Origin of the sequence: Leucobacter edaphi (assembly GCF_016522535.1) — a bacterium.
Classification (GTDB): Bacteria; Actinomycetota; Actinomycetes; order Actinomycetales; family Microbacteriaceae; genus Leucobacter; species Leucobacter edaphi.
The window spans coordinates 493690-519112 of record NZ_JAEHOI010000002.1; the positions used below are offsets into that span (position 1 = coordinate 493690).

Consider the following 25423-nt stretch of genomic DNA (forward strand, 5'->3'; position numbering starts at 1 on the left):
GTCCCGTGGCAGCAGCACGAGGCGCGAAGGCGAAAATCACCCCGCTGGACTGGTCGCAGGCGCATCCTGCTCCGGTCGTTCTGGTGAGCGGTCCCGAGGCGTTTCTCGCGGATCGCGCGGGGCAGGCGATCCGCGCGGCGCTCCTCGCGGACGATCCGGCCCTCGAGGTGCACGACGTCGACGCGGCGTCCTACACCGCGGGTGAGCTGTTCACGATCGCGAGCCCCTCGCTGTTCGCCGAACCGCGCCTCATCCGCGTCGACGCCGTTGAGAAGTGCTCGGACGCGTTCCTCGAGGACGCCAAGCGCTACGTCGCCGAGCCCGCGGAGGACACGACGCTCGTGCTCCGGCACGCGGGCGGCAACCGCGGCAAGGCCCTGCTGGATCTGGTCCGCGGGGGAGCGGGCAGCGCGATTGAGATCGCCTGCCCCGAACTCAAGAAGGATCAGGAGCGCCTCGGCTTCGTCCAGACCGAGTTTCGCCGGCTCGGCGCGCAGGTCACGCCCGGCGCCGCGCGCATGCTCGCGGCCGCATACTCCGGCGGCATCGGCGAGCTCGCCGGGGCAGTCGCCCAGCTCGTCTCCGACGTCGGCACCCGCATCAGCGAGGCCGAGGTCACCCGCGCCACCGAGGGGCGCGTAGAAACCAACGCGTTCCGCGTCGCCGACGCCGCCACCGCAGGCCGCGGCGCCGAGGCGCTCGTACTCCTCCGCCAGGCGCTCTCCACGGGCACCGACCCGATCCCGATCCTCGCCGCCCTCAACATGAAGGTGCGGGCTATGGCTCGCGTCTACGGCGCCAGCGGGCCGAGCGGCAAGCTCGCAGGAGAACTCGGCATGGCGCCCTGGCAGATCGACCGGGCCCGCAAAGAAGTCGGGCCGTGGCGCGAAGAGGACCTCGCCCGCACGATCGACCTCGCCGCCGAAACCGAATGGCTTCTCAAAGGCGGATCACGAGCCCCCGAATACGCGCTCGAAAGATACCTCCTCCACGTGGCACGCCGCGGCCGTGCCCGAACCCGCTAGCCTCGCTTCGGCGCTGCCGCACCGAAGCCGGGTCCGAGTCGACCGGCGCGAAATTCGTCCTCGATCCGGCCCCTGATCAGGAGCGATACGACGAGGACTCGTCGGCCCCTCATGGCCGATGGATAGGCTTCGAATGGGACACCACTAGCCCAAGCCTGGCCCCCTCACGGGCTTCGAGTTTCGTTACGAAAATGGCCGTTCCGTAGTGTAATTTCTTGATCGTGTTGAAAACTTCAGATTGTGTACTTGCGGCAACCGGGGCGTCCGATGGGGGACACCTCCTGCTGCTCGCCGGGGGGCTCGTGGTCGCGGCTGTCGCTGTGTTGGCGATCGCAATGATCCGTCATCGCCGTCATCGATCCGTGGCGATGGGTGTCGGAGCGCTCGTGCTCGCCTGCGCGCTGCTCATCAGCCCGGCACTCTCGGCGGCGCCAGCACAGGCCGCCTCCGGTTCGGAGGAGTGCCAGCCCGCGAAGCCCGCTCCCTCCGCACAGCCTGCGGCGAACACCCCCGCGAAACCCGAGGCGCCGGAACAGCCCGTTCCCGCGACCCTCGTCACGCCCGAGGCTCCGCGCCTGAGCGAGGTTGACTGCGGCACCGCCCCCGAGGTCATCGTCCCCACCGTCGCCGGTGTGATCTACGAGCGCACCGCCCAGGGTGACCGGGTCACCATCACCGCCACCCCCGAACGAGGCTACGCTTTCCCGAGCGGAGCGGCGACCAGCTGGACCCTCACCGTCGCCGCAACGCCCTGCGCCTGCACGCCGACACCCATTGACTGGGAAGACAGCGAGGCGTTCGACCTGAGCTTCACCGTCACGCAACTCAACGACGGGAATTCTCGGTGGACGATTGCCGGGGTCCCGTCCGGATGGGCGCAGTCGGGTGCCGTTTTCAATTTCGAGTACTCGGACATGTTCTACGAGCAGCTGAAGTGGGAGGTCCCGTTCGGGACGCCGTTCCCCGACGGTCTCACCGCAGCGTGGACGAGCTTTATCCACACCGAGCGGACGAGCGGCAACGGAACGTACGCAGGTGGTCTCCTCCACGGAGATTTCAAGCTCGAAGACCCCCGGATCGACGTGAAGCGCCAGGAGGTCGAGGCGCTTGAGATGAACAAGGTGAAGTACGAGCGCGACGACCTTTCCTTCTGGACCGGGACCCGCACCGCCCAGCAGGTTCTTGACCTCTCGGTCACGGCGCCCGTGAACAGCTGCGGCGCACTTGAGACGCGTCAGTACCGCTACGCGGCTGGCTACTCGCTGACCTAACCCGCCGTCGCCGTGGAGAATCGGGCGGCCCGCGCACGGATGCGATCCGGGCGCGGGCCGCTTCACTGCATCCGGCTTCCGCACAGTGGTGGTTCCGCTCGCAGCGCTCGGACGTTGCGGGTACCGATATCGGCACCCGCGAAGCCTGCTGCGGGATCGACGCCCTGAGGCCTGCGCAGTGGGATTGGTTACTACTACGTGTCGTAGTGTAACTTTATATGGTGTTGAAAAATTCAGATTGTGTACTTGCCGCAACGGGAGCCTCGGGGGGCGGGTCTCTCCTGCTGCTTGCCGGGGGACTCGTCGTTGTGGCTGTCGCGGTCATGGCGCTCGCAATGATCCGCCATCGCCGTCATCGCTCCGTCGCGATGGGAATCGGCGCACTCGCGCTTGCCGGGGCTCTCCTGATCAGCCCGGTGATTTCGGCCGCGCCGGCGCAGGCAGCGGCCGGTCAGGAAGACTGCCAGCCCGCGCAGCCGGCCGCTCCCGCAACGCCGGCGGCCCCCGCGGTCAACACGCCGGCCACCCCTGAAGCGCCGGAACAGCCGGGGAGCGAGGAGCCCACTCCCGCGACGCCCGTCACACCCGAGGCTCCGCGTCTCAGCGAGGTGGACTGCGGTGTCGTGCCCGAGGTGATCATTCCGACCGTTGCGGGCGTCACGTACGAGCGCACCACTGATGGGGACCAGGTGACGATCACCGCCGCCCCCGAGCGGGGCACCACCTTCCCGAGCGGAGTGGCCACGAGCTGGACCTTCACCGTGACCGCTGTTCCCTGCGTCTGCACCCCGACCCCCATCGACTGGGAGGACAAGAGCGCGAGCGACTTCCGCTTCACCAGCACCTCCCTGCCCGATGGCAGCACGAGCTGGACGTACGCTGGCGTTCCCGCCGACTGGGCGCGAGAGGGATCCACCTTCACCTACGTCGTCTCCGACTCGCACTCCCAGGCGATCAGGTGGAAGGTGCCGGCCGGGGAGCAGCTCCCCGAGGGGCTCAGCACCGACTGGATCTGGTTGAGCGACGCCGACCGGGCGCGTAGCACAGGCGACTACGTCGACGGCAAGGTGCAGGGCGAATACCAGATCGCTGATGTCGAGGCGAACGTCACCGCCCAGATCGAGCAGGCCCTGGCGGACGTGCGTGCCAAGCACCCCGGGTACGCGCTCAGCTACGAGCTCGGCAACAATTCGTCATCCCACAGCACGAGGCTGACCGTCTCGGTGCCGTCGGACACGTGTGGCGGGTTCGAGACTCGCCATTTCGACTCCGGAAGCGGACAGATCATTTCCTAGTCCCAACGGCCGGCACTGCACACGGGCCCGCACTCGGCGAACTGCCGGGTGCGGGCCCGTTTCTCGATGTCCACCGTCGCGCGCGCAAACGACTGACCCCCGGGGTCGAGACCGAATGATTCGGTCCGACACCCGGGGGTCAGAGCACTGCGGGCCGGAACGGCCGGAGCGAGTTAGAGCGCGGCGACCTGGGTCGCGAGCTTCGACTTGCGGTTCGCAGCCTGGTTCTTGTGAATGACGCCCTTCGAGACGGCCTTGTCGAGCTTGCGGCTCGCAACCTTCAGCTCGGTCTGAGCGACCGACTTGTCGCCGGCCGCAATGGCGCGACGGGTCGCGCGCACCGCGGTGCGGAGCTCGCTCTTGACCGCGCGGTTGCGCTCGGTCGCCTTGGCGTTGGTCTTGATGCGCTTGATCTGCGACTTGATGTTTGCCACGTGAAGCAGTGTCCTAACAAATAGTGAAATGAACTGGTGTTCCGCGCGGCGAGAGAGGGCACCCCGCGGGTGTGTGGTGATAAGCCACACGCAAGCCAAGAGCCAATCTTAGCAGAATCCGCGGGATCGATCCCGCAGGAACTCAGAGAAGCTCGACCGTGTCGCCCACGCGGATCGTGCCGCCGCCGGCGCGGGGGAGCAGGAAGTGGCCGAAGGTGGGCTGGGGCTGCCCGAACACGCGGGTCAAGGTGCTGAGTACCTCGGCGTCGCGCACGCCCGTCTCGGGGTTCGCGTGCGTGTTGAGGCAGCGGCCGATCGGCTTCTCCGCCACGAACTCGACCTCGCCGATCCGGACGCCCGAGAGTTCGCCGATCTCCTCCCACGGGGCGAGCCCGTCCACGGCGATGTTGGAGCGGAAGCGATGATCCGAGATCTCGCGGCCGAGCGCCTCGCCGAGTGCCGCGAGGCTGCCGCGCCCGTGCATCGACACGTATCCGCGGGCACTGTCCTGGAACTCGGACTGAGCGACCTCGCCGAGAAGCGTCAGGGGGAGCCTGCCCGGCCGTGCGAGCTGATCGCCGTCTTCGCTGCCCCGCAGAAACGCGGTCACGGCCTCTGCGAGCTGCTCGCGGCCCGCGGGGGAGAGGTCCGCCTCGACGAGGGGGCCGTCGGGGCCGTCGATCCTGATCCGCTCCGCCTCGGTGTCGAGCCGCAGACGCAGGCGCGCGAGCGAGGGGAACTCCATGCGCGTGAGTCCCTTCGACTTCGCCCACACTCGCATGCCCTCCCGTTCGCGAGGCTCGAGCCCGTTCGCGAAGCGGAACGCGAAGGCCCGATCGCCCCGCACACGCCCGTCCTCTTGAATGACGAGCTCGTCGACGGACTCCTGCGTGAAGCCCTTGACGGGGAACCGATACAGCGCTGCTACCTGTGCCATCCCCCCAGTCTGTCAAAAGTCATCCCAGGTCACGAGCGTGAACCGCGTGCTGAGGCCCGGTGATCCCGCGCTCTATGGAATAATGGCTGGCAATGTCTCCACGCAGCGTGAACCCTCCTGTACCGGCGTCGACCGACCCCGCGAAGATCCGTAATTTCTGCATCATCGCGCACATCGATCACGGCAAGTCGACGCTTGCCGACCGTATGCTGCAGGTCACCGGCACGGTGCCCGACCGCGAGATGCGGGCGCAGTATCTCGACCGCATGGATATCGAGCGCGAGCGCGGGATCACGATCAAGTCCCAGGCGGTGCGCATGCCCTGGGACGTCGGGGGCGATTCCTACGCCCTCAACATGATTGACACCCCTGGTCACGTCGACTTCAGCTACGAGGTATCGCGATCACTCGCCGCGTGCGAGGGCGCGATCCTGCTCGTCGACGCCGCGCAGGGCATCGAGGCGCAGACGCTCGCGAACCTCTATCTTGCGATGGAGAACGATCTCGAGATCATTCCGGTCCTCAACAAGATCGACCTGCCGGCCGCGGATCCCGAGCGGGTAAGCCGCGAGATCGCGGACCTGATCGGCGGCGATCCCGACGACATCCTGAAGGTGTCGGGCAAGACGGGCGCGGGTGTCGAGGAGCTCCTTGACCGCGTCGTCGAGCGGATCCCCGCGCCGGTCGGCAACGCCGACGCGCCGGCTCGCGCCATGATCTTCGACTCCGTCTACGACTCGTACCGCGGCGTCGTCACCTACGTGCGCATGATCGACGGCCGGCTCACGCCGCGCGAGAAGATCCGCATGATGTCGACGGGAGCCGATCACGAGGCGCTCGAGATCGGCGTCTCCTCGCCCGAGCCGGTGCCCTCGAAGGGGCTCTCGGTCGGCGAGGTGGGATACCTGATCACGGGCGTGAAGGACGTGCGCCAGTCGAAGGTCGGCGACACGATCACCGGCAAGATGAACCCCGCCGAGGAGCCGCTCCCCGGGTACACCGATCCGAAGCCGATGGTGTTCTCCGGCCTGTACCCGCTCGACGGCAGCGACTACCCGATCCTGCGTGAGGCGCTCGACAAGCTGAAGCTCTCCGACGCTGCGCTCCAGTACGAGCCCGAGACGTCGGTCGCGCTCGGCTTCGGCTTCCGCTGCGGCTTCCTCGGCCTGCTGCACCTCGAGATCATCTCGGAGCGACTGCGGCGCGAGTTCGATCTCGACCTCATCGCCACCGCGCCGAGCGTGATCTACGAGGTGACGACCGACGACGGCAAGGAGGTCACGGTCACGAACCCCTCGGAGTACCCCGACGGGAAGATCGCTGCCGTGCGCGAGCCCGTCGTGAAGACCGCGATTCTGGCTCCCAAGGACTACGTCGGCGCCATCATGGAGCTCTGCCAGAGCCGGCGTGGCAGCCTGCTCGGGATGGAGTACCTCGGCGAGCGCGTCGAGCTCCGCTACAGCATGCCCCTCGGCGAGATCGTGTTCGACTTCTTCGACCACCTCAAGAGCCGCACCCAGGGCTACGCGAGCCTCGACTACGAGCCGATGGGCGATCAGGAAGCCGATCTCGTGAAGGTCGACATCCTGCTCCAGGGTGACAAGGTCGACGCGTTCAGCGCGATCGTGCACCGCGACAACGCCTACCACTACGGCACGATGATGGCGGAGCGGCTGCGCAAGCTGATCCCGCGCCAGCAGTTCGAAGTCCCGATCCAAGCTGCGATCGGCGCGCGGGTAATCGCGCGCGAAACGATCCGTGCGATCCGCAAGGACGTGCTCGCCAAGTGTTACGGCGGCGACATCAGCCGGAAGCGCAAGCTGCTCGAGAAGCAGAAGGAGGGCAAGAAGCGCATGAAGATGGTCGGTCGGGTCGAGGTCCCGCAGGAGGCGTTCATCGCCGCCCTCTCGGGCGATGTCGAGGGCAAGGAATCGGCGAAGAAGTGAGCGAGGAGCCGATCAAGCGCCGCAGTACCCACGTCGAGATGCCGGTCTCGTACGCGGCGGTCGGGGCGACCCGCACCGCCGATATCGTCCGGTACCCGCCGGAGGGCACCACGCCCTACGAGGAGACGCTGCGGCTCGGGAGCGGCGCCGACCGCTACCTGCTCGCATCGAGCCTCCTCATGACCTGGGGCGCGCAGCGCGGAGGCGGCCTGCAGGTCACCGAGGTCGTGCGCGGACGCGGGGCCGACTACGAGGGGCTCGAGTTCGACGCCGACGGCCGCGCCCAGGGCATCGCCGAGTCGGAGGACAAGTTCGGTCCGGACGGTGAGCCCTACATCACCTCCGGAACCACGGCGGTGCTCCGCGGCGATGATCAGCCCGATCGCAGCATCCTGGTGATCTACGTGATCGACGAGGATCGCCGCAGCGGATTCGCGTGGGGCACTTCCGACGAGAACGGCGCCGTGGGAGAGCAGCTCTTCTTCGTCGAGCAGCGCGAAGACGATACCGTCTGGGCCGTCGCCCGCGGCTTCCTCAGCGCGCCGCGCAACGGTCTGCTCGGGCTCAAGGCCCGATCCGATCTGAAGACCGCGCTCGAGGCCGTGAAGCGGCAGCTCAACGCGCTCGCGCCGGGCCTCCTCACGAGTCAAGTCGCAGCGGGTCTCGCCGCTGAGGTGCAGCCCGACGAGGCTTCGGACAGGAGCGAGGGGTCGGAGGAGGCCGCAGGAGCACACGAAACCGCCGATTCCGCACACGAAACCGCCGATGCCGCGGCCTTCCCGGCCGAGTCGGCTACGGAAGTCGCTCCCGAGTCCGCCGATGCCGCGGCCACTCCGGCCGATGATCGAGCGGACCGCGAGGAGTCGGATCCCGAAACCGTGAACATCGAGTTCATCGGCGAGCGCGAGGACACCGACGCGCCAGCGCCCGATGTTGAGACGGCCGAGGAACCCGAGGCCGTCACGGCGATCCTCGTGCTGGACGACGACGCAGATGCGACGGAGCAGTCGTCGGCCGAGGCGGAAGACTCGACGGACTCCCACAGCCAGGACCCTCAGGGCGACCCGCAGACGGCGGCGACGCCCGGGACCGGGTCTGAGACTGAGACTGAGACTGAGACTGAGGCCGAAGCGGCACTCGGGCCGGACGACAGCGAATCTCCGCGCTCCGCTGGCGCGGAAGCCGAGGACGACGCCGCCGACTGCCCGATCGAGGCGGACGCCTCGAGCACGGTCGAGGACGAACACCAGGAGGCTGACCTTTCCGAGTCGCCCGCACCGGTGCCGGAGGACAGCCCGAGCGACGCGGAGGCGGACCTCGCGGCGGACGATCTCGCGGAGGACGATCCCGCGGAAGCCGAAGGCGCCGCACCCGATGAGGCGGTCGACGAGGCGGAAGCCGATGCGTCTGAGGCCGAGCCAGCGGCGGTCGTTGATTCCGCCGCCGCGGACGACGGCGAGCGCGAGACTGTTTCCGGGTCGACCGAGGAATTCGAAGCGGGAACGACCGAGGAGACCGAGGTCGCCTCGGAGCCGGAGTCTGAGCCGGAGCCCGAGTCGGCGTCTGAGGCAGTGTCTGAGCCGGAGCCGGAATCTGAGACCGAGCCGGAAGCGTCTGCCGACTCCGCTCCCGTCGACGAATCCGCTCCTGCGGACGAGCCCGCGCGCGATGAGCCGGCCGGATCGGACGAGCCCGCTGGCGTCTCCGAGCCGGAGCCGGCCGAGCCTGCGACGCCGCCTGCTGCCCAGGAAACCGCGAGGCCGATCCCGCAGGCCCACCAGCGTCGCCCCTCGAAGAAGCGTCCGTGAGTTCAGGAGGTTGCCGTGCCGAGCGTCCTGCCTGAGGGCGAGCCGGCACCCGAGGACGGAACCCTCCCGGCGACCGCCGCGGAAGGGGCCGCTGATCGCGACTTCTGCGTGTATGTTCACGTGCCATACTGCCGGGTCCGCTGCGGGTACTGCGACTTCAACACCTACACCGCGAGTGAGCTCGGCGGGACCCGGCGCGAGGACTTCGCCGGGCAGCTCCGTCGCGAACTCGAGCTCGGCGGCCGCGTGCTCACCGAGTCCGGAGTCCCTGATCGGCCCGTTTCCACCGTGTTCTTCGGGGGAGGCACGCCGACGCTGCTGCCGGCCTCCGACCTGGCGTGGATGCTCGACGGGATCCGCGAGCAGTGGGAGCTGGCGCCCGGCGCGGAAGTGACCACTGAGGCGAATCCGGACTCGGTCGACGCCGAGTACCTGCGCGCCCTGGCTGCGGCCGGGTTCACTCGGGTGAGTTTCGGCATGCAATCTGCGGTTCCTCACGTGCTCCGGACGCTGGATCGCACGCACGAGCCGTCGCGCGTCCCGCAGGTCGTCGAGTGGGCACGCGAGGCGGGCCTCCAGGTGAGCGTCGACCTGATCTACGGGACACCGGGGGAGTCTCTCGCAGACTGGGAGCGCTCGGTCGACGCCGCCCTCGCGTGCGACCCCGATCACATCTCCGCGTACGCCCTCATCATCGAGCAGGGCACCAAGCTGGCGGCGCAGATCAGGCGCGGTGAGGTGGCGGCGCCCGACGACGATCTGCACGCGGAGATGTATGAGCTCGCTGAACGAAAGTTCGCTGAGGCCGGACTCCGCTGGTACGAGATCAGCAACTGGTCACGCACGCCGGAGACGCGGTCCCGGCACAATCTCGCCTACTGGACCGGCGAGGACTGGTGGGGAGCCGGGCCTGGCGCGCACAGCCACGTCGGTGGGGTGCGCTGGTGGAACGTCAAGCACCCCGGGGCGTACGCTCAGCGGATCGCGCGGGGGATCTCCCCGGCTCACGCCAGGGAGATCCTGACCCCGGAACAGCGCCGGGAGGAGCGTGTGCTCCTCGAGACCAGGATCGCGGACGGATTGTCAGCGGACGTCCTCACGGCCGAGGAGCGCCGTGCGATCCCGAATCTGATCGCCGACGGGCTCCTCGACGGGCGCGCCGCGATCAGGGGTCGGCTGGTGCCGACGCTGCGCGGGCGGCTGCTCGCTGACACGGTCGTGCACTCGCTGCTGGGTTGACCCGGCCGCGGCGCGCCGAAAACGCACAGGGCGGGGCATGCCGCCTGCGCTAGACTTGGCACTCGGGATTCGAGAGTGCCAGTCGTGTGGCCCATGCAATTCGCGAGAACGGAGAGGATCGATGGTTTCTGAACGCAGTCTTGCCGTTCTGCACGCGATCGTCAACGACTTCGTCTCGTCGAACGAACCCGTGGGGTCGAAGGCCATCGTCGAGCGCCACCGATTCGGCGTTTCCGCCGCAACGATCCGCAACGACATGGCGCTGCTCGAGGAGGACGAGCTGATCGCGCAGCCCCACACCTCTTCGGGTCGTGTTCCGACCGACAAGGGGTACCGGCTGTACGTCGATACGCTCGCGAGGGCGCGCCCGCTCACCTCTGCGCAGCGCGCAGCGATCGAGCGCTTTCTCGGCGAGTCCAGCGACCTTGATGACGTGATGGGACGTACGGTCCGGATGCTCTCGCAGCTCACGAACCAGGTGGCGGTCGCCCAGTATCCGTCGATGCGCCGCACGGTCGTGCGCAGCATCGAGCTAGTGCCCATCACCGAGGATCGCGTGCTCAGCGTGCTGATCCTCGGCAACGGCGTCGTCGAGCAGCAGTTCGCGCAGCTCCCCGCTGCCCGCGTCACGGAGGCGTGGGTGCACGGGCTCAAGCAACGGATCGCGGAGGCCACCGTCGGCGTGGACGTCGAGGGCGCAGTCGCGAGGCTCGGCGAGCTCGCGGGCGAGATCGGGGACCACGTCGAACCCGATGAGGCGGAGCTCGTCGGTCGCGTCATCGAGGTGGTCATCGCACAGCTCCAGGCCAACCGCGGCGATCGTATCGCGGTGGCGGGCGCCGCCAATCTCTCGCGCCCCGGCGGGTTCGTGACCTCCCTGCCCGTTGTGCTCGAGGCGATCGAGGAGCAGGTCACCCTCCTGAAGCTCTTCGACGAGCTCGTTCAGGACGGCCGTGACGTTACGGCATCGATCGGCCGTGAGAATGAGGCGTACGGCCTGCCGACCACGGCGGTGCTGGCCTCGAACTACGAGGAAGCCGGCAGCTTCGCCTCGAAGGTCGGCGTTCTCGGCCCGATCCGAATGGACTACGCCGGCAACATCGCCGCCGTTCGCGCGGTCGCGCGATATCTCAACCGCGTACTCGACGCGGACCACTGACCACGGCGCCGGCAGACCGGCACGCCGCACCACCTTCACCACACGACGAACATCTGAGGAGCCCCGACTTGGCCGATCACTACGAGACCCTGGGCGTTTCGCGCGAGGCGACGCCCGAGGAAATCAAGAAGGCCTACCGGCGCCTGGCGCGCCAACTCCACCCCGACGTCAATCCGAGCGAGGAGGCGGCCGAGCAGTTTAAGTCGGTCACTCACGCCTATGACGTGCTGAGCGATCCCGAGCAGCGGCAGCGCTACGACATGGGCGGCGGCCAGGGCGGAGCCGCCGGCTTCGGCGACATCTTCGAGACGTTCTTCGGCGCCGGATTCGGCGGCGGGGGTGGCCAGCGGGGCCCGCGGTCCCGCTCGGAGCGCGGCGACGACGCGATGATCCGCGTCGATGTCGAGCTCAATGAGGTCATCTTCGGCGTGCAGCGCGAGATCACCGTGAACACGGCGGTGCTTTGCAGCGTGTGCGAGGGCAGCTGCTGCCAGCCGGGAACGCACCCGGTCACCTGTGACGTCTGCCAGGGGCAGGGCCAGGTGCAGCGCCAGGTGCGCTCGCTGTTCGGCAACGTGCTCACCATGCACCCGTGCGGCAGCTGCCAGGGGTACGGGACGATCATCGAGCACCCGTGCGTGGAGTGCGGTGGGAAGGGACGGGTGCGCGAGCGCCGCTCCATGCTCATCGACATCCCGTCCGGGATCGACACGGGCACGCGCCTGCAGATGCGCGGCGGCGGCGAGGTCGGGCCCGGTGGCGGGCCGAACGGCGACCTCTTCATCGAGTTCCGCGTCATGCACCACGACACGTTCAGCCGCGATGGCAACGACCTCCTCGCGACCATGCAGGTGTCCATGGCAGACGCGATTCTCGGCACCGAGGCGAAGCTGGCCGCGCTGGACGGCGAGGCGGTCGTCGAGGTGGAGCCCGGCACGCAGTCGGGCGACATGATCACGGTGCGCGGGCGCGGCATCCAGGGTCTCCGGACCACGACGCGGGGCGACCTGAAGATCGCGGTCCAGGTGGTCACCCCGACGAAGCTCTCGGGTCGCGAGAAGGACCTGGTGCGCCAGCTCGCCGCGCTGCGCAAGGACGAGCCGCCGCATCTGGGCGAGTTCCACCAGGGATTCTTCGGGAAGATCCGCGACCGCTTCTTCCGCCAGGGCTAGTCGAGCCGTGGCGAACCTCTACTACCGCGAGGATCTTCCGCTCGACGCGTTTCGGCCGGGATCCCGCGTCGAGGTGCTCGGCGAGGAAGCGCGGCACGCGGTTCGCGTGAGTCGCCTCCGCGAGGGGGAGCGGATCCTCGTCGGGAATGGCGCGGGGATCATCGGGGCGGGTCCGGTCACCTCCGTGGCGAAGGACCGCTTCGTGGTCGAGCTCGACGGCGTGGAGGAGTCCCGGCCTCCCGGGGTGGAACTCGTGCTCGTGCAGGCGCTCGCGAAGGGCGATCGCGACGAGCGCGCCGTCGAACAGGCAACCGAGTTCGGGGTGGACCGGATCATCCCGTGGGAGGCCTCTCGGTCGGTCTCACGCTGGTCCGGTCGCGGCGGCGGCCAGGAGAAGGTGGAGCGCGGGGTCGCGAAGTGGGCGCGAATCGCTCGTGAGGCGGCGAAGCAGTCCATTCGTTACCAAATTCCCAGCGTGTCTGCCCCGGTCGGCATCGCGGAGCTTGAGGCGATCGCTTCAGGCGGTGACGCGCTCGTTATCGCGCTCCATCCCCGGCGGGGAAAGCGCCTGACCGAGCGCCTCGCACGCGGCCTCGATGCCGCGATCGGCGCGGTCTATCTGGTGGTGGGTCCCGAGGGCGGATTCGCTGATGAGGAGCTCGATGCGCTCGAGAGCGCCGGGGCCGAGGTGCTCGTGCTCGGCGACACCGTGCTGCGCACCTCCTCAGCCGGTCCAGCGGCCCTCGCGGTCCTCAACTCCGCGCTCGGCCGCTGGTAGAACCGCGGGTCCGCTCCCGCCCACCCGGGGGATTCGCCCCGCAGCCACACGGCGACCTCTCAGCCCCTTGCTACCTGGCGTTCACCCTGCCGTCGCTCTGCATCCCTAGCGTGAAAGATGCTTCAAGCCGCCGGGAGACAACGCCCGCCGGCCCGGGCTACGAAGGGTTGGCAAGAGGGCGTGCACGACATTGAGCTACCGCTGGGACCGAGACGCCGGCTGTACCGGTTCCTCGAGATGCTCCCGGCACTCGTCACCTTCGGGATCCCGATCATCGCCGTCGTGCTCTCGGCGATCGATCCGGCCTGGGGTGGCGCATTCGTGCTCGCGTTCGTCGCGATCGGTTTCTTCCGGGCGATCCGCGGAGGAGTGGATTCCGTGCGGGGCTACCGCAGGCTCCGCCTGGCCGAGAGCATCGACTGGCGGGGCGTGCTCCGCCAGCTCGAGGAGCACATCGAGCTGGCGCGAAGCGGAGAGGAACGCCCGCAGGAGCGTTCGCTGCGGCTCCCTGCGCCCTACGCAAAAGGGCTCGACGAACTCCTCGACCGCATCGACGCCGATCCGTGGCGGGTGCTCGCCCCGTCCGAGGTGCTGCACGCGGTCATCATCGCCGCCTACAACGAGCCGCGCGAGATCGTCGAGGCCTCCGTCCGTTCGCTGCTGCGGACCGCGCACGGCGCGGAACGCATCGTCGTCGTCCTCGCCCATGAGGAGCGGGGCGGCGCGGAGATGCGGCGCGTCGCCCGCGATCTCGAGCGCGAATACGGATCGCGTTTCCACGCCTTCCTCACGGTGGAGCATCCCGCCGACCTCGTCGAGGAGATCCCCGGCAAGGGCGCGAATATCAGCTGGGCGGGTGAGCACCTGCTCGAGTGGTGCACCTCCGAGGGGATCCGGCCCGACCACGTGATCGTGACGACGCTCGACTGCGACAACAAAGTCTCGCAGGGATATCTCGACGCCGTCAGCTACGAATTCGTCCGGGCCGAGGATCCGCTGCGCGTCTCCTTCCAGCCGATTTCCCTGTTCGTCGGCAACGTCTGGCACGCGCCAGCACCCGCGCGGCTCGTCGCCGCGAGCAACTCGATCTGGAACCTGATCTCCACGGTCCGGCCCATCGCCCTGCGCAACTTCGCCTCCCACTCGCAGCCGCTCTCGGCGCTCATCGAGATGGACTTCTGGAGCCGCCGCACGATCGTCGAGGACGGCCACCAGTACTGGCGCAGCTACTTCCACTTCGGCGGGAACTACCGGGTCGTGCCGATCCACCTGTCGATCACGCAGGACGCTGTGCTCGCGAACTCGCTCCCGCGCACGCTCGTGGTGCAGTTCAACCAGCTCTGCAGGTGGGCGTACGGCGCGTCGGACGTCCCCTACGTCGGCGTCCGGCTGCTCTCGCGCGAGCGCCTCGCCCCGCGCGGAGCGACGCTGCTGCGATTCCTGCAGCTGCTCGAATCGCACGTCACGCTCGCGGTGCTCGCCCCGATGCTGGCCTTCGGCGTCTGGCTCCCGGTGCTCGTCGTCAAGCTCTCCGAACCGATCGGCGCCGCCGCCATCCATGCCGAGCGGGTGATCACGTTGGTCCCCGAGGCCTCCACCGCGACCCAGCGGGTGGCGCTCGTCGGGCTGCTCGCCGCGATCCCGCTCACGATCCTGCTGCTTCCCGAGCGGCCCGAGGGCGTCCCCCCGCATCGGTGGCTCGGCATGCTCTTACAGTGGGTGCTGCTCCCGGTCACGCTGTTCTGCTACTCCTCGGCGAGCGCCGTGACCTCGCAGTGCCGGCTGCTCGTCGGTGCCTACCGCGAGCGATTCGTGGTCACTGAGAAAACGGCGGTTCATCTCGCGCGGCGCGAACCGCTCGAGCCGTCTGACGTAGACTGGAGACATGGCAGCAGAGACCGTGTTCGGGAAAATCGTTTCGGGTGAGATCCCGGTCGAACTCCTCGCCGAAACCGATCGTGTGATCGCTTTCCCCGATATGAATCCCCAGGCCCCCGTGCATATTCTCGTGATCCCGAAGTCCACGGAGTACGAGAACGTCGCGGAACTCGCCGCGGCGGAGCCGGAGACGCTCGCGGAAATGGTCGAGGTCGCGAAGCGGCTCGCGGCAGAGCACGCGAACGGCGACTTCAGGCTCATCTTCAACACGGGAGCCTCGGTGGGCCAGACGGTCTTCCACGTGCACGCGCACGTGCTCGCTGGCGACCTGGAGGAGCGATCGCTCGTTGGTGCGTGAACACTCCGCAGACGAGGCGTCGACAGCCCCGTCCGATCCACCCCTGCAGCGCACGGTTCTTCTCTCGGGCGTCGACGTCGGCGCGTTTCTCGGGCATCGGGACCGCCTGATCACCGAACTCGAGGGCGCCCATCCCGGCGTCGAGTTCCACGCGCGCGATGAAGTCCTCACCCTGCGCGGCCCCGCGCGGGACGTGCTCGCGGCGGAGTCCGTCGTGCAGGAGCTGCTGCAGCATGCCAAGCAGGGAGGCGGCGTGAGCCGGAACGAAGTGAGAGAGGTCACCCGCATGATCCAGGAGGGCGATGGCGCAGGAGCCTCGCGCATGCTGAGCGAGCCGATCCTGACCGTGCGCGGGAACTCGGTTCGCCCGCAGACGGCGGGTCAGCGCGCCTACGTCGATGCGATCGACGCGAACACGATCGTGTTCGGGATCGGCCCGGCTGGCACCGGCAAGACCTATCTCGCGATGGCGAAGGCCGTGCAGGCGCTGCAGCGCCGCGAGGTCGCGAAGATCATCCTCACGCGACCGGCCGTCGAGGCCGGCGAACGGCTCGGCTATCTCCCCGGATCGCTCGAGGACAAGATCGACCCCTACCTGAGGCCGCTGTTCGACGCGGTGGGCTCCATGATGGATCCCGACGTCGTCCCCAAGCTGCTCGCAAACGGCACGATCGAGGTCGCGCCGCTCGCGTACATGCGCGGACGCACGCTCAACGAGTCGTTCGTGATCCTCGACGAGGCGCAGAACACCACCCCCGAGCAGATGAAGATGTTCCTCACCCGCCTCGGCTACGGCTCGAAGATGGTCGTGACCGGGGATATTACGCAGGTTGATCTGCCGCAGGCCGCGAGCGGTCTACGCGTGGTCAATCGGATCCTCCGCGGCGTTGAGGACATCCACTTCGCGGATCTCACGGCAGACGACATCGTCCGCCATTCGCTCGTCGGCAGGATCGTCGACGCGTACGCCGAGTACGACGAGCGCGCGCACGCGGGCGCGCACGAGGCGCGCGGCGGGGCCGAGCAACGAAATGCAGCACAGGGGAGCGAAGCATGAGCGTCGAGATCAACAACGAGTCCGGATTCGACGGGGCGGTCGATGAGGCGCGCCTGCAGCGGCTCGCCTCCTTCGTGCTCGAGTCGCTGCACGTTCACCCGGAAACGGACCTGGGGGTCCTGCTGGTCGACGAGGCCGCGATCGAGCGGCTCCACGTGCAGTGGATGGACCTTCCCGGGCCCACCGACGTCCTGAGCTTCCCGATGGATGAGCTGCGACCCGGTCGAGTTGACGCGCAAACGCCCGCCGGTTTGCTCGGTGATCTGGTGATCTGTCCGCAGGTCGCGCAGGTGCAGGCCGACGCGGCCGGGCACGACCTGCAGCAGGAGATCGCGATTCTGCTCACCCACGGGATGCTGCACCTGCTCGGCTTTGATCACGCGGCCCCCGACGAGGAGGCCGAGATGTTCGGGCTCCAGCGCGACCTGATCCTGTCGTTCAGCGTGCGCGAGCGCGGCCGATGAGCCTTCCCGTTGCCATCCTGCTGCTCGCCTCCGCGGCGGTGCTCCTCGGGATCGGCGGATTGCTCGCCGCCGCTGACGCGGCGCTCGGCGTCATGTCGCGGGCCGAACTCCTCGCGCTCGCGGAGGAGTCGCCGCGCACGGGCAAGGCGATCCGCGCGATCGCGGAGGACGAGGCCAGGCACGTCGACGCGCTCGGCTTCGCCCGCGTCTTCGGCGAGACGCTGTCTGCGGTGCTCATCACGCTCGTGCTCTCCTACTCGCTCGAGCCGATCTGGCTGACGCTCCTCATCGCGACGCTCGTGATGACGGCGACCTCGTTCGTTCTCGTGGGATCGAGCCCGCGCACCGTCGGCGCCCACCATCCCGCCGGGGTGATCCGTTTCGCGGCTCCGACGATCCGCGCGATCCGCTTCCTCCTCGGCCCGATCGCGACCGGGCTCATGCGCTTCGGCGATCGTGTGACGCCGGGACGCGGCACCGGGCGCGCCAGGATCCGAGACGAGCAGCAGCTCCTGTCGATGGTCGATCAGGCGGCCGAGCAGTCCCTGCTCGAGGACGACGATCGCGAGTACATCCACTCGATCGTCGAGTTCGGCGACACCGCGATTCGCGAGGTCATGGTGCCCCGGATCGACATGATCACGATGGACGCCGGGTGCACTGTGCGCGAGGGGCTCGAGCATCTGCTCGCCGCCCGGCACTCGCGGATCCCCGTCATCGACGGCGACGTGGACGACGTGGTCGGGATCCTGCACCTGCGCGACGCGAGCGGATTCGTGCTCCGGCGGCCGGACGAGGCGGAGTCCGCGCACGTCACCCGCATCATGAAGCCCGTGCTGTTCGCCCCGGAACAGCAGCGCGCCGATGCGCTGCTGCGGCAGATGCAGAGCGAGTCGACGCACCTCGCGCTCGTGGTCGACGAGTACGGCGGGATTTCCGGCCTCGTGACCCTCGAGGACCTCATCGAGGAACTCCTCGGGGAGATCAACGACGAGCACGATCGCGACGTCGCCGAGGCCGAGCAGCAGGCCGACGGCTCATACGTCGTGAGCGCCAGACTCGACGTCGACGAGCTCGGAGAGCTGTTCGACGTGGACCTCGACGACGACGAAGTCGACACCGTCGGCGGTCTGTTCGCGAAGCACCTGGGGCGCCTGCCCGAGATCGGGGATACCGTGATCGTGGAGGGCATCGAGCTCACCGCGGTCGACATCGAACGCAAGCGCCAGCGGCTCCTCACCGCCGAGGCGCGCTGGGTGGGGCGCGACGACGCCCAGGACGGAGAAGAGGAATGACTGAGACGCCGGAGAACGCCGAGTTCAGGGCGGGATTCGTCTCGTTTGTCGGACGGCCGAACGCTGGGAAGTCGACGCTCACCAACGCGCTCGTCGGCGAGAAGATCGCGATCACGAGCCCCAAGCCGCAGACCACGCGACGCGCGATCCGCGGAATCGTCAACCGGCCGGACGGCCAGCTCATCGTCGTCGATACGCCGGGGATTCATCGCCCTCGGACGCTCCTCGGCGAGCGGCTGAACGCGCTCGTCGAGGCGACGCTCGGGGACGTCGATGTGATCGGTTTCTGCATTCCCGCGAACGAGAAGCTCGGCCCCGGGGATCGCTTCATCAGCGAGCGCCTCGAGGACTTCCCGCGCGCCAAGAAGGTGGCGATCGTCACCAAGACGGATCGGGCGTCGAAAGCGGAGATCTTCGAGCAGTTGACCCGGATCAGCGCGCTGCGCGAGTGGGACGCCGTGATCCCGATCTCCGCGGTCACGCGCGATCAGCTCGACGTGCTCTCCGATGAGCTCCTCGCGCTCATGCCGCTCTCGCCTGCCCTGTACGACACGGACCAGACGACGGACGAGTCCCCGGATGATCGGATCGCCGAGCTCATCAGGCAGGCCGCCCTCGAGGGCGTCAGGGACGAGCTCCCGCACTCGATCGCAGCGACGGTCGACGACCGCGAGGAGCGCGAGGACGGGCTCCTGGAGCTGTACGCCTCGATCTACGTGGAGCGGGACAGCCAGAAGGGCATCATCATCGGCAAGGGCGGCTCCCGGCTGCGCGATGTGGGCGAACGCGCGCGTCGCGAGATCGAGGCGCTGCTCGATCGCCGCGTCTACCTTTCGCTGCGCGTCAAGGTGATGAAGGAGTGGCAGCGCGACCCGAAGGCCCTGGGGCGCCTCGGCTTCTGAGCGGTAGCGCCGGGCAACCCCGCCAGGCGCCGTGACGGGCTCCGGGCGCCGACGCCCGGATCAGCGCCCTCCCGAGAAGCCCCCGCCTCCGCCGCCACCGACGAAACCTCCGCCCGTCGAGCCGCCCGAACTGCTCGATGTGTACGCGGCGGACGAGGACAGCGTCGAGGTGAAGCGCTCGATCGTTGAGCCGATCGCCGCGAAGCCCGCGGCTCCGGCAGCGGGATACCAGGCCGGAGCGTACCCAGGCACCGATTCGTACGACGTCTGCAGCACCTTCGCCCAGCTCTTCTCCAGGCCGAAGATCATCGCGTAGGGGAGCAGCTTCTCGTACAGCTCGACGACGGTCGCGCCGTCGACCTCGCGACGCTCGGCGCCGAGGGCCGACTGCAGCATCGAGATCCGCTCGGCCTCCGCGACCGAGATGAACATCCGCACGCCGAGGAGATACTCTCGCGTTTCCGCCCCGAGCTCCGTGTGGACCACGTGCTTGGCTGACGACATGAGAATGAGGATGATCCCGGGGATCAGTGGCACGAAGCCGACCAGCGCACCACCGAAGCCGCGCGCGGGAATGCTCAGCAGACTGAGGACGATGCCCGCCGCGACGAGGACCAGGCCCGCGATGCGCACGAGTCGGGAGGCCGGGGCGCGACGCGTGGTGAAGTAGCCCCGATCGCTCGCGGCAGTGGTGCCCGCGGATGCGAGGTCATCCATCTGCGAGGCGAACGCGGTGCTCTCATCGGGCACGGTGAATGCGGCGCCCGGCCCGCCGCTCGGGAAGATCTCCTGCAGCGCCCGTGAATCGAGCGGATCTCCTGCGGCGTTTCGATCCACGAGGCGGAGTACGGGATCGGGGAACTTCTTGCCGAAGAAGCCGGGTTTCCCCTCCGCCTGCTCGATCTGGATCGCATTCGAGACCGCGAGATGGACGATCTCCGCAGCGGACGCTTTTCCGGTGGCGCCGGCGATCGGGGCCGCGATGAGGGGCGGCAGATTCGCGGGAACGTCGTACTGGGGGATCACCGTTCCGCGCGCGCGACGGCTGCGGAACTTCATGCGCAGCACCGAGACGTAGCCGAGCACGCCGGCGAGGGCGGCCGCCCCGCCGCACGCGAGGGGGCCGTAGACCACGAGCGGGCTGTCGCGCAGGAAGGTGCTCCTCGGAGCGTCCCCGCCCTGCTCACCGCGTCCGGCGGGCTGCGTCACCGAGCCCGGCTGCAGTCCGACGGCGACCGTGACGCCCTGCATCGGGGGGAGTGCGACCGGCGCGACCGTGAGCGGGTCCGCGGCGGTGCCGGTTCCCGAGATCGAGCACTCGTCCCGTGAGTCAGCGGCGCCGACATAGCATTTCCGCTGGGAGTTCAGCTCGGCGGCGAGGGGCTCGTCGAACACGATGCTCGCTGAGAACTTCCCGATCGGCTGCTTGCGCTCGGGGCTGACGAGATCCCAGTAGAACTCGTCGGCCGTGCCGTCGTCGCGCGGCATGATCGTGTCGGAGAGCGAATAGGAGATCACGTAGGTCTGGGCGCCGTGAACGTAGCGATCATCGCCCGTGAGCACCGCGACATAGCCGTCCCGATGCTCCAGCTCGAAGGGGACGGACGCACCCGAGGCATTCGTGACCGTGAAGTCCTTCGCGTCGATCGAGGCTCCCTGATAGTCGAGATATTTCGCGACCACGATGCCCCGGTTCTGGTCCCGGTCGGGGAAGCGCGCGGTGATCGTCTCGGTGACCCGCGCCGAGGCATGCCCGTCCGGCCGCTTGGAGAGTTCGACGCCGACGTTCCAGGAGTCGAAGCGGAAGTCCTCGACGTCGGCGCGTGCCCCGCTCGTTCCGGCCCCCAGGAGCAGCGCTGCGGCGAACAGCATCCCGAGCAGAGCCGCCAGCACGACTCGGAGCGCATCCGGTGAGGCTCCGAGCGGGAACGGTGCCGTCCGGTGCACCGCGCTCGCTTCGCGGTTCTGGGACTGCGGCCGGGGCACGGTGAGGTGTTCCATACCTCCACAATATGCAGAGGTGGCCCGCGACCGCCGCAGAACTCGGTGAGACCCGGATCATTGCACCGCGCACAACGGTGCGCAGGATCCGGCAGCCCGCCTTGAGCGGGCGCGCGCCGACCGGGTGGTATAGTGACGACATGCTGTTCGGCTCGCTTCTCCTTAGCTGCCGCGACGAGGCCTAACTTCTCTGGCCTTCCTCGTCGCGGTGTTTGCGTTTGGCTGAGCATCCGAATCACCAGGAGAAAGACGAGCCCATGAAGAACACGCAGCAGCCCTCCGGCATGCCGACCCACCGTTACCGCCCGTTCCACGAGACCATCGACGTGGATCTGCCAGACCGCACCTGGCCAGCGAAGCGCATCACCGAGGCACCTCGCTGGTGCGCGGTCGACCTCCGCGACGGCAACCAGGCCCTGATCGATCCGATGAGCCCCGAGCGCAAGCGGATCATGTTCGATCTGCTCGTCAAGATGGGCTACAAGGAGATCGAGGTCGGCTTCCCCTCGGCGAGCCAGACGGACTTCGACTTCGTCCGCCAGCTCATCGAGGACGGCGCGATTCCCGACGACGTCACGATCCAGGTCCTGACCCAGGCTCGCGAACACCTGATCAAGCGCACCTATGAGGCGCTGATCGGCGCGAAGCAGGCGATCGTCCACCTGTACAACTCGACGAGCATCCTGCAGCGCGACGTCGTGTTCCGCTCCGACCGCGAGGGCATCAAGCAGATCGCTGTCGAGGGGGCCAAGCTGTGCCGCGCGAGCGAGCACATCTGCGAGGGCACGGAAATCTACTACGAGTACTCGCCCGAGTCGTACACGGGAACCGAGCTGGAGTACGCGGTGGAGGTGTGCAACGCCGTGCTCGAGGTGTTCGAGCCCACTCCGGAGCGCAAGGTGATCATCAACCTGCCTGCGACCGTCGAGATGGCCACCCCGAACGTCTACGCCGATTCCATCGAGTGGATGGGCCGCCACCTAGCGCACCGCGAGAACGTGATCCTGTCGCTGCACCCGCACAACGATCGCGGCACCGCGGTCGCCGCCGCGGAGCTCGGCTACATGGCCGGCGCGGACCGCATCGAGGGCTGCCTGTTCGGGAACGGCGAGCGCACGGGCAACGTGGACCTGGTCGCACTGGGGATCAACTTGTTCACGCAGGGAATCGATCCGCAGATCGACTTCTCCCGCCTCGACGAGGTGCGCCGCACCGCCGAGTACTGCAACCAGCTGCGCGTGCCCGAGCGCAGCCCGTGGGCTGGCGACCTCGTCTACACCGCATTCTCCGGCTCGCACCAGGACGCCATCAAGAAGGGCTTCGAGCGGATGTCGCAGGACGCGGAGGCCGCGGGGACGACGATCGACGAGATCGAGTGGGCCGTGCCGTACCTGCCCGTCGACCCGAAGGACCTGGGCCGCTCCTACGAGGCCGTGATCCGCGTGAACTCGCAGTCCGGCAAGGGCGGCGTCGCCTACCTGCTGAAGACCGATCACCACCTGGACCTGCCGCGTCGTCTGCAGATCGAGTTCAGCGCGGTCGTCCAGAGCGTCACCGACACGGAGGGCGGCGAGGTCTCGAGCGAGGAGATCTGGCGGATCTTACAGGACGAGTACCTGCCGGCTCAGGATGAGACCGCCGAGCGCTGGGGCTTCTACGAGATCTTCCGTACCGCCTCGACGAGCGCGGGCGACGGGATCACGGAACTCGTCGTCGATTACCGCGCCGATCACGAGAACAAGCAGTCGACCTCGCGCGGCAACGGCCCCGTTGACGCGTTCATCAACGCGCTGAACGACGGGGAGCACGCGGTGACGCTGTTCGATTACGTCGAGCACGCGATGAGCTCGGGCGGGGACGCGGTCGCCGCCTCCTACGTCGACCTCGAGGTCGACGGGCAGCGTCTGTGGGGCGTCGGGATCGACCCCGACACGACCCGCGCGACGCTGAAGGCGATCATCAGCTCGGTGAACCGGGCCATCCGGAACGCGAGCGAGGAGCGTGTGCCGGAGGCGGTCCAGGCCTGATCAGGGTTTCCCACGGAGACGGGGCGCCGCGCGAGCATCATCGCGCGGCGCCCCGTTCGTATTTATGTTCGAATGGCGCGGAGTGGCGAGCGCGCGATGTCAGTGGTTCGCTCTAGTGTTGAGGCCGTGATCGCTGCAATTCGTGGAGAGGTGCTGAGCTCGGGAGCCGGATGGGCTGTCGTCGAGGTCGGCGGTGTCGGTATGCGCGTTGAGCTCCCCAGCGGGCGAACCTCGCAGGCGGTGCCGGGGGAGCAGGCCTTCTTCCACACCTCCTTGATCGTGCGCGAGGATTCGCTGACGCTCTTCGGCTTCGCTACCGAGGCCGAGCTCGCCGTCTTCGGGCACCTCATCGCCGTGTCGGGGGTCGGCCCCCGCAGCGCCCTCGGGGTGCTCTCCGAGCTCTCGCCGGCCGAGGTGGCCCGCGCCGTCGCCGCCGAAGACGAGAAGCCGTTCCGCAAGGTGTCGGGCATCGGTCCGAAGACCGCGAAACTCATCGCGGTGTCGCTCCAGGGGAAGCTCGCCGAGTTCGAGTCCGCCGATCCCGATGCCCGCGTGGCCGTCGCCGGGGAACCGCGCGACGCGGTCGCCGCTGCCGTGCAGGAGGGCCTCGTCGGCCTCGGGTGGAGCGAGGCTGAGGCGCTGCTCGCGGTGAACGACGCACGCGAGGCCGGCGCTCCCGAGGAGCATGCCGGGCTGCTGCGCGCAGCGCTCGCGCTGCTGAACGCCGCGCGCTCCGGAGCGAGAGGCGGCCGTCGATGAGCGGCGAACTCTCACCGCAGGCCACGCCCTCGGAACAGGGGTACGAGGGCGCGCTGCGTCCCGGCTCGCTCGCCGAGTTCGTCGGTCAGGCAAAGGTGAGGCGTCAGCTCGGGCTGCTCCTCGACGCCGCGAGCATGCGCGGGCACACGCCGGACCACATCCTGCTCGCCGGGCCCCCAGGGCTCGGAAAGACGACGCTCTCCATGATCGTCGCAACGGAACTCGACAAGCCGCTCCACCAGACCTCCGGTCCCGCGATCCAGCACGCTGGCGACCTCGCGGCGGTGCTGTCGGCGCTCACCCCGGGTGAGGTCCTGTTCATCGACGAGATCCATCGCATGGCCCGCAGCGCTGAGGAGATGCTGTACCTCGCGATGGAGGACTTCAAAGTCGACATCATGGTGGGCAAGGGCGCCGGCGCGACGTCGGTTCCCCTCGAGCTGTCGCCCTTCACCCTCGTCGGGGCCACCACGCGGGCAGGACTTCTCCCGAACCCGCTGCGCGACCGCTTCGGTTTCACGGCCCATCTCGAGTTCTACGCCGAGGACGAGCTCGCGAGCGTCGTCCGTCGCGCCGCAGGCCTCCTCGACTTCGCGCTCTCCGAGCAGGGCATCGATGAGATCGCCAGTCGATCGCGCGGCACGCCGCGCATCGCCAACCGGCTGCTGCGCCGCGTCCGCGACTACTGCCTCGTGCACGAGACCCCGGGGGACACCGAGAGCGTGCGCGCGGCGCTTGCACTCTACGACGTGGACGCCAACGGCCTCGATCGGCTCGACCGCGAGGTGCTCCGCGCCGTTGTCGAGAGATTCGCAGGTGGGCCCGTTGGGCTCTCGACGCTCGCGGTTTCCGTGGGGGAGGAAGCCGAGACGATCGAATCGGTCGTCGAGCCGTTTCTCGTCCGGACCGGGCTGTTGACCCGCACCCCGCGCGGGCGGATCGCCACGAGGCTCGGGTGGGAGCACGTGGGTATCGTCCCGCCGCCCGCGGCATCCGGCCCAGCGACGCTGATCTGAGCTGTGCGGCACACAGCTTTGACCGCGCTAGACTGATTTGAACTGTGCCCGGTGCATTTGCGCGAGCACTCCAATGAAAGGACGCCCAGGCACATGCCTATTGACCCGATCACAATCATGATGTTCGCGTTGATCGCGATTCTCATCTTCTTCATGTTCCGCAACGGGAAGAAGCGCCAGGCCGCGATGCAGGAGCTCCAGAACGGTCTGCGCCCCGGCGCAGAGGTGATGCTCCAGTCCGGGATCTTCGGCACGATCGAGTCCATCGACGAGGCGGATAACCGCGTGACCCTGCGCAGCGGCACGACCACCCTCGAGGTGCATCGCAACGCCATCTCCCAGATCGTCGCCCCGACCGAGGCTCCCGCCGACGCCGCTGCCGCGACCGGCCTCGCACCCGACGACGATCCCGAGTTCGGTGAGCGCATCGCCGGGGCGAAGGACGCCCCCGCAACGGACACGCCGTCGTTCGACGCGCCTGCTGAGGCCAACGACCCGTCGGTCGAGATCGATCCCAAGTCCGACGGCGAGCCCGGGGAGACCCCGAAGGCCTAACGCCCCGCCGCCTCGCCGCGGCCTCAGTCACCTGACTTCCTGAGAGA

Annotated in this window: 22 protein-coding genes; 19 read left to right on the top strand and 3 right to left on the bottom strand. The window is 68.4% G+C overall.

Annotation, left to right across the window (positions count from 1 at the left end):
- Positions 1-5: 5 nt before the first annotated feature.
- The 3 genes from holA to JD292_RS03645 all read left to right on the top strand — a co-directional run bounded on the left by holA (position 6) and on the right by JD292_RS03645 (position 3591).
- Positions 6-1025, top strand: coding sequence for a DNA polymerase III subunit delta (gene holA, locus JD292_RS03635; RefSeq protein WP_200131354.1), 1020 nt, complete (start codon positions 6-8; stop codon positions 1023-1025).
- 335 nt (positions 1026-1360) lie between these two features.
- Complete coding sequence (locus JD292_RS03640; protein WP_200131355.1) at positions 1361-2296, top strand: hypothetical protein; 936 nt, start codon at positions 1361-1363, stop codon at positions 2294-2296.
- Positions 2297-2514: 218 nt separating this feature from the next.
- Positions 2515-3591 carry a hypothetical protein gene (locus JD292_RS03645; RefSeq protein WP_200131356.1) on the top strand — a complete coding sequence of 359 codons (1077 nt, stop codon included), beginning with the start codon at positions 2515-2517 and terminating at the stop codon, positions 3589-3591.
- Positions 3592-3764: 173 nt separating this feature from the next.
- Here JD292_RS03645 and rpsT read toward each other — a convergent pair whose 3' ends face one another.
- Together rpsT and JD292_RS03655 are read right to left on the bottom strand one after the other, a co-directional pair.
- Complete coding sequence (gene rpsT / locus JD292_RS03650) at positions 3765-4025, bottom strand: 30S ribosomal protein S20 (RefSeq protein ID WP_200131357.1); 261 nt, start codon at positions 4023-4025, stop codon at positions 3765-3767.
- A 142-nt stretch (positions 4026-4167) separates the two neighbouring features.
- Positions 4168-4962 (bottom strand): MOSC domain-containing protein, encoded by a 795-nt coding sequence (locus JD292_RS03655; RefSeq protein ID WP_200131358.1) that lies wholly within the window; start codon positions 4960-4962, stop codon positions 4168-4170.
- 92 nt (positions 4963-5054) lie between these two features.
- Between JD292_RS03655 and lepA the strand changes: the two genes are divergently transcribed.
- From lepA to era, 12 genes are all read left to right on the top strand, one after another.
- Positions 5055-6908, top strand: a complete 1854-nt coding sequence (gene lepA / locus JD292_RS03660; protein ID WP_200131359.1) for a translation elongation factor 4 — start codon at positions 5055-5057, stop codon at positions 6906-6908.
- Positions 6905-8716, top strand: coding sequence for a DUF1990 domain-containing protein (locus JD292_RS03665; RefSeq protein ID WP_369411132.1), 1812 nt, complete (start codon positions 6905-6907; stop codon positions 8714-8716). The genes lepA and JD292_RS03665 overlap by 4 nt, the downstream gene beginning before the upstream one ends.
- Before the next feature lie 15 nt (positions 8717-8731).
- Positions 8732-9955, top strand: coding sequence for a radical SAM family heme chaperone HemW (gene hemW / locus JD292_RS03670; protein WP_200131360.1), 1224 nt, complete (start codon positions 8732-8734; stop codon positions 9953-9955).
- Between the two features lie 121 nt (positions 9956-10076).
- Positions 10077-11114, top strand: coding sequence for a heat-inducible transcriptional repressor HrcA (gene hrcA / locus JD292_RS03675; RefSeq protein ID WP_200131361.1), 1038 nt, complete (start codon positions 10077-10079; stop codon positions 11112-11114).
- A 68-nt stretch (positions 11115-11182) separates the two neighbouring features.
- Positions 11183-12286, top strand: coding sequence for a molecular chaperone DnaJ (dnaJ, locus tag JD292_RS03680; protein ID WP_200131362.1), 1104 nt, complete (start codon positions 11183-11185; stop codon positions 12284-12286).
- Positions 12287-12293: 7 nt separating this feature from the next.
- On the top strand, positions 12294-13064 hold the full coding sequence (locus JD292_RS03685) for a 16S rRNA (uracil(1498)-N(3))-methyltransferase (RefSeq protein WP_200131363.1): 771 nt from the start codon (positions 12294-12296) through the stop codon (positions 13062-13064).
- Positions 13065-13244: 180 nt separating this feature from the next.
- Complete coding sequence (locus JD292_RS03690) at positions 13245-14990, top strand: glycosyltransferase family 2 protein (protein ID WP_200131364.1); 1746 nt, start codon at positions 13245-13247, stop codon at positions 14988-14990.
- Positions 14950-15300: an HIT domain-containing protein gene (locus tag JD292_RS03695; protein WP_200131365.1), complete on the top strand. Its 351-nt coding sequence runs from the start codon at positions 14950-14952 to the stop codon at positions 15298-15300. The genes JD292_RS03690 and JD292_RS03695 overlap by 41 nt, the downstream gene beginning before the upstream one ends.
- Positions 15290-16357, top strand: a complete 1068-nt coding sequence (locus JD292_RS03700) for a PhoH family protein (protein ID WP_439649260.1) — start codon at positions 15290-15292, stop codon at positions 16355-16357. Before JD292_RS03695 ends, JD292_RS03700 begins: the two co-directional genes overlap by 11 nt.
- Entirely contained in the window at positions 16354-16821 is a 468-nt protein-coding gene (gene ybeY / locus JD292_RS03705; protein WP_200131366.1) for an rRNA maturation RNase YbeY, read from the top strand. Before JD292_RS03700 ends, ybeY begins: the two co-directional genes overlap by 4 nt.
- The gene (locus JD292_RS03710) at positions 16818-18116 is read left to right on the top strand and encodes a hemolysin family protein (protein WP_200131367.1); all 1299 of its coding nucleotides are present in this window, start codon (positions 16818-16820) and stop codon (positions 18114-18116) included. Before ybeY ends, JD292_RS03710 begins: the two co-directional genes overlap by 4 nt.
- Entirely contained in the window at positions 18113-19018 is a 906-nt protein-coding gene (gene era, locus JD292_RS03715) for a GTPase Era (RefSeq protein ID WP_200131368.1), read from the top strand. Before JD292_RS03710 ends, era begins: the two co-directional genes overlap by 4 nt.
- Positions 19019-19078: 60 nt before the next feature.
- On the opposite strand, the gene JD292_RS03720 is transcribed toward era, so the two are convergent.
- Positions 19079-21019: a DUF2207 domain-containing protein gene (locus JD292_RS03720; protein WP_233613267.1), complete on the bottom strand. Its 1941-nt coding sequence runs from the start codon at positions 21017-21019 to the stop codon at positions 19079-19081.
- A gap of 257 nt (positions 21020-21276) precedes the next feature.
- Between JD292_RS03720 and leuA the strand changes: the two genes are divergently transcribed.
- The 4 genes from leuA to yajC all read left to right on the top strand — a co-directional run bounded on the left by leuA (position 21277) and on the right by yajC (position 25376).
- A complete protein-coding gene (leuA, locus tag JD292_RS03725) occupies positions 21277-23046 on the top strand; it encodes a 2-isopropylmalate synthase (protein ID WP_200131369.1) in 1770 nt (589 codons plus the stop codon).
- A gap of 126 nt (positions 23047-23172) precedes the next feature.
- Complete coding sequence (gene ruvA / locus JD292_RS03730) at positions 23173-23805, top strand: Holliday junction branch migration protein RuvA (protein WP_200131370.1); 633 nt, start codon at positions 23173-23175, stop codon at positions 23803-23805.
- The gene (gene ruvB, locus JD292_RS03735; protein WP_200131371.1) at positions 23802-24821 is read left to right on the top strand and encodes a Holliday junction branch migration DNA helicase RuvB; all 1020 of its coding nucleotides are present in this window, start codon (positions 23802-23804) and stop codon (positions 24819-24821) included. The genes ruvA and ruvB overlap by 4 nt, the downstream gene beginning before the upstream one ends.
- Positions 24822-24914: 93 nt before the next feature.
- Positions 24915-25376: a preprotein translocase subunit YajC gene (gene yajC, locus JD292_RS03740; protein ID WP_200131372.1), complete on the top strand. Its 462-nt coding sequence runs from the start codon at positions 24915-24917 to the stop codon at positions 25374-25376.
- The last annotated feature ends 47 nt before the right edge of the window (positions 25377-25423 follow it).

Bases quoted from the DNA above. Each gene is read 5' to 3' on its own strand.
- hrcA (WP_200131361.1), top strand. From the start codon at position 10,077: ATGGTTTCTGAACGCAGTCTTGCCGTTCTGCACGCGATCGTCAACGAC.
- lepA (WP_200131359.1), top strand. From the start codon at position 5,055: ATGTCTCCACGCAGCGTGAACCCTCCTGTACCGGCGTCGACCGACCCC.
- era (WP_200131368.1), top strand. From the start codon at position 18,113: ATGACTGAGACGCCGGAGAACGCCGAGTTCAGGGCGGGATTCGTCTCG.
- ybeY (WP_200131366.1), top strand. From the start codon at position 16,354: ATGAGCGTCGAGATCAACAACGAGTCCGGATTCGACGGGGCGGTCGAT.
- JD292_RS03710 (WP_200131367.1), top strand. From the start codon at position 16,818: ATGAGCCTTCCCGTTGCCATCCTGCTGCTCGCCTCCGCGGCGGTGCTC.
- leuA (WP_200131369.1), top strand. From the start codon at position 21,277: ATGAAGAACACGCAGCAGCCCTCCGGCATGCCGACCCACCGTTACCGC.
- ruvB (WP_200131371.1), top strand. From the start codon at position 23,802: ATGAGCGGCGAACTCTCACCGCAGGCCACGCCCTCGGAACAGGGGTAC.
- JD292_RS03640 (WP_200131355.1), top strand. From the start codon at position 1,361: ATGATCCGTCATCGCCGTCATCGATCCGTGGCGATGGGTGTCGGAGCG.
- JD292_RS03655 (WP_200131358.1), bottom strand. From the start codon at position 4,962: ATGGCACAGGTAGCAGCGCTGTATCGGTTCCCCGTCAAGGGCTTCACG.
- JD292_RS03645 (WP_200131356.1), top strand. From the start codon at position 2,515: ATGGTGTTGAAAAATTCAGATTGTGTACTTGCCGCAACGGGAGCCTCG.
- JD292_RS03695 (WP_200131365.1), top strand. From the start codon at position 14,950: ATGGCAGCAGAGACCGTGTTCGGGAAAATCGTTTCGGGTGAGATCCCG.
- JD292_RS03720 (WP_233613267.1), bottom strand. From the start codon at position 21,019: ATGGAACACCTCACCGTGCCCCGGCCGCAGTCCCAGAACCGCGAAGCG.
- yajC (WP_200131372.1), top strand. From the start codon at position 24,915: ATGCCTATTGACCCGATCACAATCATGATGTTCGCGTTGATCGCGATT.